Here is a 15,372-nt window from a genome sequence, read left to right as displayed (position 1 = left end):
GCGGTGCGGAGGACGGTGCGGGGGAAGGTGGGGGCGGCGGTGCGGACGCCCGCGCCGCCGCGGGAGCGCTCCCGCTCGCCCCGGAAGGCCCCGGCTGATCCGTGGACCGGCCGTCCCGGCTGTCGCGCCCGTCCTGGCCGTCCTGGTTGTTCCGACCGTCCCGACTGTCCCAGCTGTCGCGGCTGTCCCGGCTGTCACGGCCGTCGCGGCCGTCACGGCTGTCCTCGAGTGCCTGCCGGTGGAGCCGCTGCAACTCGTCGCCGGGTTCGATGCCCAGCTCCTCCACGTACCTCCGGCGGGTGGAGCGGAACAGCGCGAGGGCGTCGGTCCGCCTCCCGCAGCACCGTAAGGCCTCCATCAGCAGCGCCACCGTGCGCTCCCGCAGGGGGTGTTCGGCCACCAGCAGGGACAGCTCCGCGGCGGCCTCGTGATGCCGTCCGGAGCGCATGTCGATCGCGGCGCACTCCTCGACCGCCGTACGCCGCTCCTCCTCCAGACCGGCGCCCAGGGTATCGGAGAGCCAGCCTCCCGCGACGTCCGCCAGCGCGGGCCCGCGCCACAGCTGCAGCGCGGCGCGCAGCAGTTCACCGGCCCGGTCCTCGGCCCCCTCGGCGTCCTTCGGGACCTCCCGCGCGGCCCGCACCAGATCGCGGAACCGGTGCAGGTCGACCTGGTCACGCGCGACGGTCAGCGCGTAGCCCTTCGCCGACGTCGTCAGCTCGGCGCCGGGCAGCGCGGACAGGATCCGCCGCAGCTTGGATATCTGCACCTGCACGGCATTTCGCGCGGACCCCGGAGGGTCCTCGCCCCACACCGCCATGACCAGCCGGTCGACGGACACCACCCGGCCGGACGCCATCAGCAGCATCGCCAGCACGGACCGCTGCTGCGCGGCGGTCGGCCCGAGCAGCCGCTCGCCCTGCCATATGCCCACCGGTCCCAACAGGCGAAACTCGGTCCCGTCCACGCACTGCCCCCGTCGGTACCAGAGATTTCATGTGCCCGCCTCGAAGCCTACCCACGGGTTCGGGTCAGCGAGGCATCAGCGGGACATCAGCGGCTCGTAGCACCCTACGAGTCATCGAGGGTCCCACGGGCACCAGATGCCGTCCCGGTCCACCGCGGTGGCGGCGACCGGCCCGGACGTTCCGGTCCCGGGATCCTCCTCCAACCATGAACGGGGGACGGTATGACAGTGAGGTGCCGAGGAGGCGGCTCATGACCACCACTGGAGGGACACGCAGTACACCCCGGATCGGCGAACTCGTCTACGACCTCGAACGGGAGACCATGGGCCGCGTCGCCTACGTCGACACCGGCGGCAACATCGCCTGGGTCAAACCCCTGCACGAGGGCCCCGAGTGGACGGCCCTCCCGGAACAGCTGCGCCGCGCGGCGGACGGCGAGCGCTGAGGCGACGCTTTCCGTCGCCGTCAAGAACCATCGAGAACCAGCGGGAACGATCGAGGACCGACCGAGACCGACCGGGACCGACCGAGACCGACCACGGTCCGGCGGGGGGCCATGGGCGGCGTCTCGCGTCTTCCAACGGGGGGAGGACGCGAGGCGCCATTCGTCGCGTACGTGGCGTACGCGGCGCACGCGGCGCACGCGGCCTGCGTGGCGCACGTCGCCTGCGTGGCGCACGTGGCGCACCTCGTGTGCGTCGCATACATCCCGTGACACGCCCGCGGCCCTGCCCCGATTCAGGAGGGCAGGGCCGCGGGCGCGTGGGCGTCAGGCGGGGACGTGCTCCTTCGCCGTGTCACCGTCACGCCGCTCGGGGAGGGCCTTGGCCTCGTCCTCGTCGGACTCGGACTCGGCCGGGGCCGGGCCGTGGCCGCCGCCGTTCTGGGCGAACGCGGCGGCGTCGAACGGCAGTTGTCCGGAGAGGACCTGCTGCATCCGCTCCTTGTCGATCTCCTTGGTCCAGGTGCCGACCAGGACGGTCGCCACCGCGTTGCCCGCGAAGTTGGTGAGGGCGCGGGCCTCGCTCATGAAGCGGTCGATGCCGACGATGAGGCCGACGCCGTCCACCAGCTCGGGCCGGTGCGACTGGAGGCCGCCCGCCAGCGTCGCCATGCCCGCGCCGGTCACCCCGGCGGCGCCCTTCGAGGCGACGATCATGAAGACGAGCAGGGATATCTGCTGGCCTATGGAGAGCGGCTCGCCCATGGCCTCGGCGATGAACAGCGAGGACATGGTCAGGTAGATGGCGGTGCCGTCCAGGTTGAAGGAGTAGCCGGTGGGGACGGTGATGCCGACGACCGGCTTGCTGACGCCCGCGTGCTCCATCTTCCCGATGAGCAGCGGCAGCGCCGACTCGGAGGACGAGGTCGACAGGATCAGCAGGAACTCCCGCGCCAGGTACTTCAGCAGCAGGAAGATGTTCACGCCCGCGACCAGCCGGAGGATCGTCCCGAGGACGAGGAACACGAACAGCGCACAGGTCACATAGAAGCCGATCATGATGACCGCGAGCGCCTTGAGCGCGTCCAGACCGGTCTCGCCGACCACGGCGGCCATCGCGCCGAAGGCACCGACCGGAGCGGCCCACATGACCATCGACAGCAGCTTGAAGACCAGCTGCTGTATGTGACCTATGCCGCGCAGCACCGGCTCGCCCGCCTTGCCCATCGCCTGCAGGGCGAAGCCGGTGAGCAGGGCCACGAACAGGGTCTGCAGCACCGAGTCGCCGGTGAAGGCGGAGACCAGGGTGGTCGGGATGATCCCGAGCAGGAAGTCCGCCGTGGACTCGTGGGCACCCTCGGCCTGGCTCTGCCCGGCCTGGGCCGCCTCATGGCTCATGTGCAGGCCGCTGCCCGGGTCGAGGAAGTTGCCGACCACCAGACCGATCGCGAGGGCGACGGTCGACATCAGCATGAAGTAAACGAGGGCGAGACCGCCCACCGCACCGACCTTCGCGGCCTTCCGCACCGAACCGATGCCGAGCACGATCGTGCAGAAGATGATCGGCGAGATCAACATCTTGATCAGATTCACAAAGCCGGTGCCGATGGGCTTGAGCTCCACCGCCACACCGGGAGCCGCGAAGCCCACGATGATGCCGAGCACCACCGCGCCGATCACGGCGAGGTAGAGGTAGTGAATCCTTTCCTTCTTCGCCCGCTCAGGCTCGTTACGTCCCGCCTCGGGCGTCGAGGTCCGCGCAGCCACGGTGCTGCCTCCTTCTGTTCTGCCGTCCAACTGTCCCGGCGCTGTACCGTGTGCGGCTCGCACACCGCCTTGAACGGTCCCGGCGACTATGCCCCACCCTGTGACGGGGGTCACCCTTCCGTTCATTTCGTTCACACAAAGATGCGTGTGCAGACTGATGGCCATGCGCATCCCCCACCCGCGGAGCCTGGCGGGCCAGCTGTTCGCCATGCAGGTCGTGCTGGTCGCCGCCCTGGTGGCCGGATGCGCCGTCTTCGCCTACGCCACCGGCCGCAAGCAGGCGGAGGCCGCCGCGCGGCAGCGGGCCACGGCCGTCGCGGTCGCCGTCGCCGACTCGCCATCGGTCGCCGAGGCCGTGCGGACCGGCAACCCCTCCGCCCGGCTCCAGCCGTACGCGGAGAAGGTGCGCCGGGACACCGGCGTCACCTTCGTCACGATCATGAACACCCGCGGTGTCCGCTGGACCCACCCCGATCCGGACCAGATCGGCGCCACCTACCTCGGCCACATCGGGCCCGCGCTGCGCGGCCGGGTCTTCCCCGAGACCTACACCGGCACGCTCGGCCGCTCCGTGCGGGTGGTCGCCCCGGTGCGCGACGACCGCGCCGGCGGCCGGATCACCGCGCTGGTCAGCGCGGGCATCACCGTGGACACCATCAGCGCCCAAGTGCGCCGCCAGCTGCTCGCGCTGCTCGGCGTGGCGGCCGCCGCGCTCGCCGTCGGCGGCCTGTGCGCGTACGTCATCAACGCCCGGCTGCGCCGTCACACCCACGGGATGAACGCGGACGAGCTGAGCCGGATGCACGACTACCACGAGGCCGCGCTGCACGCCGTGCGCGAGGGGCTGCTGATGCTCGACGGCCGGCGGCGGATCGCGCTGATCAACGACGGCGGCCGGGAGCTGCTCGGACTGCCCCCGGACTCCGTCGGCCGCTACGTCTCCGACCTGGGCCTGCCGCCCGCGCTGACCGGCGCGCTGCTGTCCACCGAGCCGCGCGTGGACGAACTGCACCTGACCGCGGAACGGGTCGTGGTCGTCAACACCTCACCGGTGAGCAGCGGTGAGCAGCGCGGCACGGTCGTCACCCTGCGCGACCACACCGAACTCCAGGCGCTCTCCGGCGAGCTGGACTCGGTGCGCGGTTTCGCCGAGGCGCTGCGCTCCCAGGCCCATGAGGCGGCCAACCGGCTGCACGCCGTCGTCTCGCTGATCGAGCTGGGCCGGGAGGACGAGGCCGTCGACTTCGCCACCGCCGAGCTGGAGCTGGCCCAGGCGCTGACCGACCAGGTGGTGGGGGCGGTGGCCGAGCCGGTGCTGGCCGCGCTGCTGCTGGGGAAGGCGGCCCAGGCCAACGAGCGCGGTGTCGAGCTGGTCCTCGCCCCCGACAGCCGGATCGACGACGGCGTCCTCCCGCCCGGTCTGCCCGCCCGCGACCTGGTGACCATCCTCGGCAACCTCATCGACAACGCCACGGACGCCGCCGCCGAGGGCGTCGGCACCGGCACGGCTCCCCGCAGCGCGCGGGTCACCGTCACCGCCCGCGCCGACGCCGGAGAGCTCACGCTGCGCGTCGCGGACACCGGGGCCGGGCTCGACCCGGCGGCGGCCGAGGAGGTCTTCCGCCGCGGCTGGAGCACCAAGTCGGCGGGGCGCGGCCTGGGCCTGGCCCTGGTCCAGCAGGCCGCGCGCCGGAACGCGGGCACGGTGGAGGTGGCGGGCTCGGCGGACGGCGGCGCGGAGTTCACCGTCCGCCTCCCCCTCACGGCCCCGGCCGTCACCTCGTGACGGCCCATCGTGACGCCCTGCGCACCGCCATCGACCACACCGACGACGGCGCCCGACCGCCACGCCCCGCGCCACCACCATCCATCACACCGGCACCGGCGCCCGACCGCACACCCCTCGGTGCCACGCCCCGCGCCCGGCCGCACCGCCCGGTGCGGTCCGCCAGGCCGGGACCCCGCGTGCGATCCGCCCCTACCGGCCGCGCCGCACCGATCCCGCCGCACCGGGCAGCGAGCCCCGGCGGGGCGGGGACGCACACGGCCCGCACGGCACGGCTGGACGCAGCCCGCACAGGCGGCAGCCCCGCACGACGGGGGGTGGTCGGATCGTCACCGCAGGGATCTGGCCCCCTGCGGTTACCCTCCGTAAATTGGAGCCCTGAGCTTTCCGCGCGCCCGGCGCGCACCGCATCCGAGAGGAACTCGTCCATGAGCCCGCAGGCGAAACCGGGGGATCCGGCGCCGATCCGGGTTCTCGTCGTCGAGGACGACCCGGTCGCGGCGGACGCGCACCGGATGTACGTCGAGCGCGTCCCCGGCTTCGCCGTGGTCGGGACCGCGCGCAGCGGCGCGGACGCCCAGCGGCTGCTGGAGCGGACGCCCGTCGATCTGCTGCTGCTCGACCTCTACCTCCCCGACGGACACGGCCTGCAGCTCGTAAGGGCGCTGCGCGCGGCCGGGAACGCGGCTGACGTGATCACGGTCACCTCGGCCCGGGATCTGGCGATGGTCCGCGACGGGGTCTCCCTCGGGGTCGTGCAGTACGTGCTGAAACCGTTCACCTTCTCCACCCTCCGGGACCGCCTCCTCCGGTACGCCGAGTTCCGGGCGACCGCGGGCGAGGCCAGCGGGCAGGACGAGGTGGACCGGGCGCTGGCCGCGCTGCGGGCGCCGCAGCCCGCGGCGATGCCGAAGGGGCTGACCCAGGCGACCCTGCACGCGGTCACCGAGGCGCTGCGCGGCGCCGAGGAGGGGATCTCGGCCGCGGCGACCGCCGAGACCGTGGGGATCTCCCGGATCACCGCCCGCCGCTACCTGGAGCATCTGGTGGAGGCGGGGCGGGCCGCCCGCGCCCCGCACTACGGGCAGATCGGACGGCCCGAGCTGCTGTACCGCTGGCTCAGCGAGCACTAGGTGTTCTGTCCACGGAGGTTGGTGAGGGACGGCACGGCTTGGTGGTCCTGACCGAGTGAGGGCCTTCCGGCCTCGGTGTGGGTTTCCGTGTCGGTTTCGGCCTCGGGCCGTGGCGTGGGGTCGGGGGCGGGGGTCCCGGTGCGCAGCACGCGGTTGACGCATGCGGTGTCGAGAGCGCCTTCCCACCGGGCGACGACAAGGGTGGCGACGCTGTTGCCGGCGAGGTTGGTCAGGGCGCGGCATTCGGACATGAACTTGTCGATGCCGAAGATCAGCATGATGCCCGCCACCGGCACGGTGCCGACCGAGGAGAGGGTGGCGGCCAGGGCGATGAATCCGGCGCCGGTGACGCCTCCGGACCCCTTGGAGGTGAGGATCATCAGGGCGAGCAGGCCCAGTTGCTCGCCGATGCCGAGGGGCGTGTCCGTGGCCTGGGCGATGTAGACGGCGGCCAGGGAAAGGTAGATGGAGCTGCCGTCGAGGTTGAAGGAGTAGCCGGTGGGCACGGTCAGCCCGACGATGTCACGGCGGATACCGAGCCCTTCGAGCTTGGTCATGAGCCGGGGCAGGGCGCTTTCGGACGAGGAGGTGCCCAGCACCAGGAGGAATTCCCCGCCCAGGTAGCGCAGCAGCCGGAAGATGTTGACTCTGAGCAGGGCGGTGACGGCGCCGAGGATGACGACGACGAAGAACAGCGAGGTGCCGTAGAAGAGGGCGATCAGCCGGCCGAGGCTGGTGAGGGTCGAGATGCCGTACTTGCCGATGGTGAAGGCCATGGCGCCGAACGCGCCGATGGGTGCGGCCAGCATGACGTAGTGCAGGATCTTGAAGACCACGCTGCTCAGCCGGTTCACGCCGGCCACGATCGGCTCGGCGACCGGCCCGACGGCCTTGAGGGCGATGCCGAACAGCACCGAGAGGAAGATGACCTGGAGGATGTTCCCGTCGGCGAAGGCGCCGACGGCGCTGGTGGGCACGATGTCGGTGAGGAAGTGCCACCAGCTCCGTCCCTCGCCCTGCTCGACGTACTGGGCGGCGTCGCCCGTCAGGTGGAGGTCGCCGGGATGGGCGTGCACTCCGGCGCCGGGCTGGAAGACATTGACGGCGACCAGGCCCACCGCGAGGGCGGCCAGGGTGCCCGCCTGGAAGTAGGCGAGTGACTTCAGCCCCACCCGGCCGACCCGCCCCAGGCTGTCGACGCTGCCGATACCGGCCACGATCGTGAGGAAGACGATCGGGGTGATGAGCATCTTGATGGCGGACACGAAGGTGGTGCCGACCGGTTCCAGGGCGACCCCGGCCGAGGGCCACAGCCAGCCGGTCAGGATGCCCGAGGCGATGGCGGTCAGGACCCAGAAGTACAGCTGTTTGTACCAGGGAGTGGAGGCGGTCCGGGCGGGGGGCGAGATCGGGGACGCGGATGCTGCCATGACGTTTCTCCTCATTGAGGAACAGGGCGCAGCCGGGACGCGAATGGCCTTCTGGGAGGGGCCGGGAGGGGCGCGGCTCGGAAGCGAACAGACAGGTCGCCCGTGAAGGGCGGAAGGCCGGGGCGGTGAGGTGGTGTCCCTGCCGCTCGCGCTCCGGCCGTGCGGGGCTCAGAGGGGTTCGCTCAGAGCAGGTCGAGGAGTTTGCCGGTGAACTCCTCCGGGGAGGCGGTGCCGCCCGGGCCGGGGTGCGCGGGTCGGTCCTGGCCAGGACCGCCGCGACGGCATCGGCGACATCCTTGGACGCCTCCGGGTGCCCCGGGGTGGTCGCGCAGCATGGCGGCCGGCCAGACCGCGCCCAGCGGGTTGGCGGCGCCGCGCCCGGCGATGTCGGGAGCGGAGCCGTGCACCGGCTCGACCATCGATGGGCAGGCGCGCTCGGAGTCGAGGGTGGCTGCCGGGGCGATGCCGGTGGAGCCGACGACGGCGGCGGCCGGATCGCTGAGGATGTCGCCGAAGAGGTGGGAGGCGACCACCACGTCGAAGCGGGCCGGGTCGAGATCGAGGACCCGCTGTGCCGGGGGCAGGACCTCGGCGCCGATGCCGTCGCCGGGGATCAGGGCAATGCGGTGGTTGGACATGCCGTCGATTGCAGCAATCAGCCTGTTCGACCGTCCAAGTCCCAGTTGCGATCTGCCTTATAAGCATGCCTTATCAGGCGGCTCCGTCCGGCCGCTCTCACCAGGTTCCGGGGCCGGGGTCGGCGAGGGCGGTGGTCACGAAGGCCCTGGCCGCCGGCGACAGCCCGGTGCGGCGGCTGACGACGTCACCAAGGCGCTCGCGGCGTACACCGGCCGGACCCGGACCACCGCCCGAACCACGACACCCCCGGGCCCGAACCACCGCCCGAACCACGACACCCCCGGACCCGGACCACCACCCGAACCACGACACCCCCGAACCGCGACACCGCCCGGCCCCCGCCCGTACCGTCCGAGGGCGCGGCGCCCGATCACGGCGCGGGTCCGGCGATCAAGTGACCATCCAGGTCACGGGGATTGACCTTCCGTTGAAGCCGACCTTACGGTCAGCCCGCAGCCCACAGAGGCCAGCAAGGAGGTCGTGCCCGTGCGCCCCACCGCCCCACTGATCCTCGCCGCCACCCTCACCGCCGCCGTTGGGCTCACTGCCTGCGGCGGCGGTTCGGGCAGCGACCCGGACACCGTCAAGGTCGCCTACAACCGCTCCACCGACAACAAGATCCGCTTCAAGGACAACCACCTGGCCGAGGTGAAGAAGCAGTTCGAGAAGGCCCACCCCGGCAAGAAGGTCAAGCTGATCCCGATCCAGGCGCAGGACAACGACTACGCCACCAAGGTCCAGCAGATGATGCGGTCCCCCAAGACCGCCCCCGACCTGGTCTACGAGGACACCTTCCGGATCAACTCCGACATCAAGGCGGGCTATCTGCGCCCCCTCGACGACTATCTGGCCACGTGGAAGAGCTGGGACCAGTTCGTCGACACCGCGAAGGCCGCGGCCAAGGCCGAGGACGGCAAGACGTACGGGGTGCCGGACGGCACCGACACCCGCGGTCTGTGGTTCAACAAGGAGATCTTCGCGAAGGCCGGACTGCCCGCCGACTGGGCGCCCAAGAACTGGGACGACGTCCTGGACGCGGCGCGCACGATCAAGAAGAAGGTCCCCGGCGTCATCCCGCTCAACGTCTACACCGGCAAGGCTCCGGGCGAGACCTCCGTGATGCAGGGCTTCGAGATGCTGCTGTACGGCACGGGGGACGCGGGCGCGCACCCGCTCTACGATCCGAAGGCCAAGAAGTGGGTCACCGGCGGCAAGGGCTTCCAGGACGCCCTGACATTCCTCAGGACCGTCTACTCCGAGAAGCTCGGCCCGGACATCTCCGACGCGCTCGACCCCAACGTGGGCACCACCGTCTACAGCGAATGGCTGCCGGAGGGCAAGCTCGCCATCGCCCTCGACGGTTCCTGGCTGGGCCAGAACTGGCTGAAGACCGGCGGCAAGCCCTGGCCCGAGTGGTCCAGGACGCTCGGCCTGGCCGCGATGCCCACCCAGCACGGCCAGGCGCCCGGCAAGGTCAGCATGTCCGGCGGGTGGACGTGGGCGATCAGCGCGAAGTCCAAGAACCCCGATCTGGCCTGGAAGTTCATCGAGCAGCTCCAGACCAAGGACAACGCGGTCACCTGGGACGTCGTGGACGCCCAGATCGCGGTCCGCAAGGACGTCGCCCGGGACCCGGAGTACACCTCCTCGATGCCCGGGATCACCTTCTTCACCAGCCTGGTGACGTACACCCACTACCGCCCGACCACCCCCGTCTACCCGCAGGTGTCCACGGCGATCGGCGAGGCCACGGAGGCGGCGACCACGGGCGACTCCTCACCGGAGAAGGCCGCGGCGTCCTACGACGACCAGCTGAAGTCCATCGCCGACGGCGCCACGGTGGCGGCGGGCCGGGGCTGAGGGCCGATCGCCGATGACAACCGCGACCAAGGTGGCGGCGGCCCCGACGGTCACCCCGGCACCGCCGGGCCCCCGTCGCGGCCGCCTCCTGCGCTGGCTTCCGCTCGCCCCCGCCACCGCCATGCTGCTGCTCTTCCTCGGTGGCCCCATCGTCTACTGCGTCTACATCGCCTTCACCGATATGCAGCTGACGGGCGCGTCCACCACGGACTTCGTGGGCCTGGACAACTTCCGGCGCGCCTTCGGGGACGAGGACTTCCGCAACGCCGTCGTTCTCACCCTCGTCTTCACCCTCCTCTCCTCCCTCGTCGGCCAGAACACCCTGGGCCTGGGCCTGGCCGCGCTGATGCAGCGCGCCTCCGCCCCGGTGCGGACGCTGACGGGCTCGATCGTCATCGCGGCCTGGGTCGTCCCCGAGATCGTGGCGGGCTTCCTGCTGTACGCGTTCTTCCGCCGCGAGGGCACGCTCAACGCGCTGCTGGACTGGCTGGGCCTGCCGTCCCAGAACTGGCTCTACACCCTGCCCATCCTCGCCGTCTCCTTCGCCAACGTCTGGCGCGGCACGGCCTTCTCGATGCTCATCTACTCCGCCGCCCTGTCCGAGATCCCCAAGGAGATCACCGAGGCGGCTCAGGTCGACGGCGCCGGCGGCCTCCGCCGCTTCTGGCACATCACCCTGCCGATGATCCGCCGCTCCATCGGCACCAATCTGATGCTGAACACCCTGCAGACGCTGTCGGTGTTCGGCCTCATCTGGGCGATGACCCGGGGCGGTCCGGGAAACCGCAGCCAGACGCTTCCGGTCTTCATGTACGACCAGGCGTTCAACAAGTCCCTCATCGGTTACGGCACGGCGGTGGCGCTGCTGTTGCTGCTGGTGGGCGCGTTGTTCTCGGTGGTCTACCTGCGGCTGATGCGTGAGGAGGTCTGACCCGTCAGTCCGCCCGCCCGGCCGCCCCCGGATTCCGCTTCTGTCCCGCCGGGGCATGTTTTTACCTTGCGTCGTGCAACCGTTCAGCCTCCCAACACCTCTAATTCCACGACCCGTTCGGTTCCGGCTGGGGGGACGCAGTTGACAGCCGGGCCGAAAGGCGACCGATGCGCTACCAGATGGAGGATTTGTGCGCAACAGGACCAGAGGTGTGATCGGCGTGGCGGTGGGTGCCGCCGTGACCGCCGCCGTGGCCGCCGGAGCCAGTGCCGTGACGTCGAACGGCGACGGCGACCAGAACCAGCCCTCCCCCACGGCTGCCGCGGGTAAGACCACACCGAGCGACATCGACGGCGACGGCTACGCCGACCTCGGCATCGGCGCACCCGACGGCACCGTCTCCGGGAAGTCCAAGGCGGGCTACGTGGCCGTGACCTACGGAGCCGCGAAGGGCGTGGACACCGCCCGGCACAGCACGCTGACGCAGGCCAGCCCGGGAGTGCCCGGCACCCCCGAGGCCGGGGACCACTTCGGCTCGGCCGTGGTGGTCGGCGACGTGGACGGTGACGGCTACAGCGACCTGATCGTCGCCGCGAACAACGAGTCCATCGGCACCACCAAGCAGGCCGGTTCGGTCACGGTCGTCTTCGGCGCCAAGGGCGGCCTCTCCAGCGACGCCATCGCCTTCCACGCGCCGACCGCCACCGCCTACAAGCACTTCGGCGACAAGCTGGCGGTGGGCGACTACAACCACGACGGCCGCGACGACATCGCCATCTCCGACGGCGAGACGGTCCGGATCGTGAGCGGCGCGGCGAACCTGCGCGACACGGCCACCCCGAAGATGACCAGCGTCACCCCGCCCGGCGGCGGTGCGGGTATCACGCACCTGTCCTCCGGCGACATCAACGGGGACGGCTTCGCCGACCTGGTCACCGTCGCCTACCAGGACGACCCCGCCGACGAGGGCACCCTCGGCGTGCTGCCCGGTTCGTCCAGCGGGCTGAAGAAGACGCCGCTCGGCGAGAAGGTGTCGCTGTGGTTCGCCTCGTACCGGGCCGTGGTGGGTGACATCAACGGCGACGGCAAGGACGACGTCGTCATCGACACCGGCTTCGCGGACGGCCCGGACGACGCGCGCCTGCGCACCTACCCGGGTACCGCCTCGGGGCTCGACACCGCCAACCCGGTGACCTGGAAGGGCACGGCGCCCAGCGGCGAAGCCGCCCGGCTCACCGACATCAACGGTGACGGCCATGACGACCTCGTCGTCAGCGACACCTCCGCCGAGGCCCCCGGTGGCTACAACAACGCCGGCGCCATCACCGTGTTCAAGGGCACGAAGAACTGGCTGACCGACGAGGGTGCGCAGACCTTCTCCCTCGACACCGAGGGCGTTCCCGGCGACATGGCGGGCAACGACCACTTCGGCGAGGCCATCGCCCCGGCCGACTACAACGGCGACGGCAAGCCCGACCTGGCCGTCGGCGTCCCGAAGCGGACCGAGGGCGCGGGCGCGGTGGCCCTGCTGTACGCGGGCACCGACGGGCTCACCGCCAAGGGCTCGGCCCTCATCGGCCCGAGCGACCTGGGCGCCCCGGCGGCCCGCGCCGCCTTCGGCACGGAGCTGTCCGGCCCCGCGACGAAGTAGGGCACCAAGCAGGACACCCCTTGGGGTCGGTGGCCCCGGTCCGGCTCTGCCGGACCGGGGCCACCGGTGTTCTCACGACATTCTCAGGACTCGGGCGCCGAGGTGAGGGCCCGCCGGAAGTCCGCCCAGGCGGCGGGCGTGAACCGGAGTACCGGCCCCTCGGGGTTCTTGGAGTCGCGTATCGCCACGGTGTCGGGGACGTTCACGGCCACCTCGACGCACTCTTCCTCTCCACCGCTGTAGCTCGACTTGCGGTACATCAAGTCGTCCACGGCTCAGCCCTCCTCAACTATCGCGTCGCGGAAAGCCGCCCAAGCGGCGGGCGTGAACCGGAGTATCGGCCCATCTGGGTTCTTGGAGTCGCGTATCGCCACGGCGTCGGGGACGTTCACCGCCACCTCGACGCATTCGTCAAAAGGGTTGCTGTAGCTCGACTTGCGGAAAGTGAAAGCGCTCATTGCTCATAGATCCTTGATCAGCACCTCGATGAACGCCCGCGTCTCGGGCTCGGATAGGGCGCGCCGCGCGGTCTCCTCGAAGATTGTCGCGTGTTGGGCCGCCCCATCACCACCCTCGACCCAGACGTGGCTGTGCGATGACTCCACGTACACGACGTCCATGGCACCCGGCTCGGCAAACGAGAGGACGTTGAAGGAACCGGTCAGCCCCTTGGCGAATCCCGCGCTGAAGGGAAGCACCTGCAAGGTGATATTGGGCCGCTCTCCCCAGTCGAGAAGGCTCTCCAACTGCTCCCTGAGCATCTCGGAATGGACCATGGGAATGCGCAGAGCGGCTTCGGGTATGACAGCCCGCAGCAGGAGCGGTGATTCCTCGAAGAGTCTCTGCTGCCGCGCCAACCTGGAAGCCGTGAACTTTTCGGCCTCCTCCGGAGATTCATCGGGCAACCAGACGCCACGCAGGGCCCGCACGTATGCGGCGGTCTGGAGCAGGCCCGGGATGAACGACACCTGCCATGCCTTGATCTCGGTCGCGACGGCCTCCAGTGGGGCGTACTGCTGCATGGCGCTGCTGAGGGTGACGTCGTTCCACCACCCCTTGGCCTTACGACGCTCACGGTCGATGCGCGCCAACTCCAACAGCGGGCCAACGATCTCAGGGTCACTGGCACCGTAGAGCTCACAGAGCGCCCGGATGTCCGGCTCACGCATGGGCACCCAACCGCTCTCCATCTTGGCGACCTTCCCTGTGGACGCGGTGATGGCGCTCGCAGCCTGACCTTGCGTCAAACCGGCTGCGGTCCGCAGCCGCAGAAGCTCCCCACCCAGCTTGCGCCCCAGAACCGTTGAGACGCGGTTCCCTTGCGCGGATTGCTCCTCTGCCACCTTGGCACCCTCCCTGCCTTACGCCCAGTGTGCGGTCAGGCACAGTCCGCACGCAAGATCGGATACAAATTTCCCCGAGCCGATTGCCTCGCGAGCCGAAACAAGACTACCTTCCGTGATGAACCGCTCGCACAGGGACGTCAGTTGGCGGATGCGCTCCGCCCTGCCCACTGGAGGTACGCGATGGCATTCGCGCCCCAAGACCCTCGGATCCCGGACCCCAACGACCCCGTCGTCCAGGAGGGCCGCGTCGACCACGTCCCGACACCGATAAGCGTGACCAGGGCCCGTCAGTACGCCGTGCGGCTGCTCTCCGACTGGGGCCATCCCACCCTCGCGGACGATGCCGCGCTCATCGTGTCCGAGCTGGCCACCAACGCCGTGCGGTACGGCAGCGTCCCCGGGCGGCTCTTCCGCGTACAGCTCACCCTCACCAAGACCCGGCTGCGGATCACCGTGTCCGACCCCAGGGGCGAGCGCATGCCGCGCCCCCGCCGCCCGTCGCCGCGCGACAAGCACGGCCGGGGCCTGCTCATCGTCCGGGCCCTCGCGGCCCGTTGGGGGGTGCGGGAGCGGACCGTCGGCAAGGAGATCTGGGCCGAGCTGGACCTGACCGCCTCCCCGACCGAACCCTGACCGACCAAGAAACATGCGCGCCCCGCATCTTTGCGGGGCACGCAACTTTCGCGTAGGCTCACCTCATGGGACTGCGAGAGCGGAAGAAGGCCGAGACCCGCGCGGCGCTCAGCTGGGCGGCGGTCCGGCTGACCGTCGAGCGCGGGCTGGACAACGTCAAGGTGGAGGACATCGCCGACGCCGTCGGCGTCTCGCCGCGCACGTTCAACAACTACTTCTCCAGCAAGGCCGAGGCGATCGTCTTCCGCCACCTCGACCGCTGCATGGGGGTCGCGGAGGCGTTGCGCGAGCGGTCGGCCGAGCCGCTGTGGGACGCGATCACCCACGCGGTGCTGACGCGGTTCGGGCCGGACGCGCAGTCGGCCGCCCATCCCGTTGCCGACGCGGCGCAGTGGACGGCGGGCGTGCGGGTGATGGTCGCCGAACCGGCCCTGCGGGGCGAGATGCTGCGGGCCGGAGCCATCGCCGAGGCGGAGATCGCCGCGGCCGTGGCCGAGCGCACCGGCGGCGACCTCGATCACGACCTGTATCCGCACCTCGTCGCGTCCGCGGTGATGGCCGCCGTCAACACCGCCATCGCGCACCACCTCCGCACCGACCCACCGGTGCCGGTGGACCGTCTGCTCACGGACGCCCTCGCCCACATCGCCGCGGGGCTGTCCACCCCGTAGCAACACCATCCGTAGCAACACCATCCATAGAACACCCCCATACCACACCACTCACCTGTGGACGGACAGCCCGGCCGGGCCGCCGGGCCGATGTCCCCTGCTCGGAAAGGGAGTT

The 15,372-nt window shown here is 70.7% G+C and carries 14 protein-coding genes and 1 pseudogene; 8 read left to right on the top strand and 7 right to left on the bottom strand.

Features of this window, described 5'->3' with window-relative positions; genetic code table 11:
* A partial coding sequence (locus tag AXW62_RS21600; RefSeq protein ID WP_252368673.1) for an AfsR/SARP family transcriptional regulator occupies positions 1 to 934 on the bottom strand: 934 nt, incomplete at its 3' end.
* Between the two features lie 284 nt (positions 935 to 1,218).
* On the opposite strand from AXW62_RS21600, the gene AXW62_RS21595 reads away from it, so the two are divergent.
* Positions 1,219 to 1,413: a hypothetical protein gene (locus tag AXW62_RS21595; RefSeq protein WP_030823767.1), complete on the top strand. Its 195-nt coding sequence runs from the start codon at positions 1,219 to 1,221 to the stop codon at positions 1,411 to 1,413.
* 324 nt (positions 1,414 to 1,737) lie between these two features.
* Here the strand turns inward: AXW62_RS21595 and AXW62_RS21590 are convergent, their stop codons facing one another.
* Entirely contained in the window at positions 1,738 to 3,177 is a 1,440-nt protein-coding gene (locus AXW62_RS21590) for a cation:dicarboxylate symporter family transporter (RefSeq protein WP_060945987.1), read from the bottom strand.
* A 163-nt stretch (positions 3,178 to 3,340) separates the two neighbouring features.
* Between AXW62_RS21590 and AXW62_RS21585 the strand changes: the two genes are divergently transcribed.
* Both AXW62_RS21585 and AXW62_RS21580 read left to right on the top strand, forming a co-directional pair.
* On the top strand, positions 3,341 to 4,963 hold the full coding sequence (locus tag AXW62_RS21585) for a sensor histidine kinase (protein ID WP_060945986.1): 1,623 nt from the start codon (positions 3,341 to 3,343) through the stop codon (positions 4,961 to 4,963).
* Between the two features lie 428 nt (positions 4,964 to 5,391).
* The gene (locus AXW62_RS21580) at positions 5,392 to 6,096 is read left to right on the top strand and encodes a response regulator (RefSeq protein WP_030823773.1); all 705 of its coding nucleotides are present in this window, start codon (positions 5,392 to 5,394) and stop codon (positions 6,094 to 6,096) included.
* On the opposite strand, the gene dctA is transcribed toward AXW62_RS21580, so the two are convergent.
* Positions 6,093 to 7,526 carry a C4-dicarboxylate transporter DctA gene (dctA, locus tag AXW62_RS21575; protein WP_252368672.1) on the bottom strand — a complete coding sequence of 478 codons (1,434 nt, stop codon included), beginning with the start codon at positions 7,524 to 7,526 and terminating at the stop codon, positions 6,093 to 6,095. The genes AXW62_RS21580 and dctA overlap by 4 nt on opposite strands.
* Positions 7,527 to 7,708: 182 nt before the next feature.
* Positions 7,709 to 8,083, bottom strand: a pseudogene (locus AXW62_RS21570) (isocitrate/isopropylmalate family dehydrogenase); the annotation flags it as partial.
* Between the two features lie 568 nt (positions 8,084 to 8,651).
* Here AXW62_RS21570 and AXW62_RS21565 point away from each other — a divergent pair.
* From AXW62_RS21565 to AXW62_RS21555, 3 genes are all read left to right on the top strand, one after another.
* Complete coding sequence (locus AXW62_RS21565; RefSeq protein ID WP_060945985.1) at positions 8,652 to 10,025, top strand: ABC transporter substrate-binding protein; 1,374 nt, start codon at positions 8,652 to 8,654, stop codon at positions 10,023 to 10,025.
* A gap of 13 nt (positions 10,026 to 10,038) precedes the next feature.
* Positions 10,039 to 10,956, top strand: coding sequence for a carbohydrate ABC transporter permease (locus AXW62_RS21560; protein WP_030823780.1), 918 nt, complete (start codon positions 10,039 to 10,041; stop codon positions 10,954 to 10,956).
* Positions 10,957 to 11,146: 190 nt separating this feature from the next.
* Positions 11,147 to 12,607: an FG-GAP and VCBS repeat-containing protein gene (locus AXW62_RS21555; protein WP_060945984.1), complete on the top strand. Its 1,461-nt coding sequence runs from the start codon at positions 11,147 to 11,149 to the stop codon at positions 12,605 to 12,607.
* Positions 12,608 to 12,690: 83 nt separating this feature from the next.
* On the opposite strand, the gene AXW62_RS21550 is transcribed toward AXW62_RS21555, so the two are convergent.
* Genes AXW62_RS21550 through AXW62_RS21540 form a run of 3 tightly spaced genes read right to left on the bottom strand, consistent with a single transcriptional unit; the run spans position 12,691 to position 13,950 of the window.
* Entirely contained in the window at positions 12,691 to 12,879 is a 189-nt protein-coding gene (locus AXW62_RS21550; RefSeq protein ID WP_107406324.1) for a DUF397 domain-containing protein, read from the bottom strand.
* 3 nt (positions 12,880 to 12,882) lie between these two features.
* Positions 12,883 to 13,065 (bottom strand): DUF397 domain-containing protein, encoded by a 183-nt coding sequence (locus AXW62_RS21545; protein ID WP_060945983.1) that lies wholly within the window; start codon positions 13,063 to 13,065, stop codon positions 12,883 to 12,885.
* Positions 13,066 to 13,068: 3 nt separating this feature from the next.
* On the bottom strand, positions 13,069 to 13,950 hold the full coding sequence (locus AXW62_RS21540; RefSeq protein WP_060945982.1) for a helix-turn-helix domain-containing protein: 882 nt from the start codon (positions 13,948 to 13,950) through the stop codon (positions 13,069 to 13,071).
* Between the two features lie 183 nt (positions 13,951 to 14,133).
* Between AXW62_RS21540 and AXW62_RS21535 the strand changes: the two genes are divergently transcribed.
* Both AXW62_RS21535 and AXW62_RS21530 read left to right on the top strand, forming a co-directional pair.
* Positions 14,134 to 14,586 carry an ATP-binding protein gene (locus tag AXW62_RS21535; protein WP_060945981.1) on the top strand — a complete coding sequence of 151 codons (453 nt, stop codon included), beginning with the start codon at positions 14,134 to 14,136 and terminating at the stop codon, positions 14,584 to 14,586.
* Between the two features lie 65 nt (positions 14,587 to 14,651).
* Positions 14,652 to 15,257 (top strand): acyl-CoA-like ligand-binding transcription factor, encoded by a 606-nt coding sequence (locus AXW62_RS21530; RefSeq protein WP_060945980.1) that lies wholly within the window; start codon positions 14,652 to 14,654, stop codon positions 15,255 to 15,257.
* The last annotated feature ends 115 nt before the right edge of the window (positions 15,258 to 15,372 follow it).

It is taken from the genome of Streptomyces hygroscopicus subsp. hygroscopicus (assembly GCF_001553455.1).
Classification (GTDB): Bacteria; Actinomycetota; Actinomycetes; order Streptomycetales; family Streptomycetaceae; genus Streptomyces; species Streptomyces hygroscopicus.
Note: the sequence above shows the minus strand (reverse complement) of the source record. Positions and strands in the feature narration are given on the sequence as shown.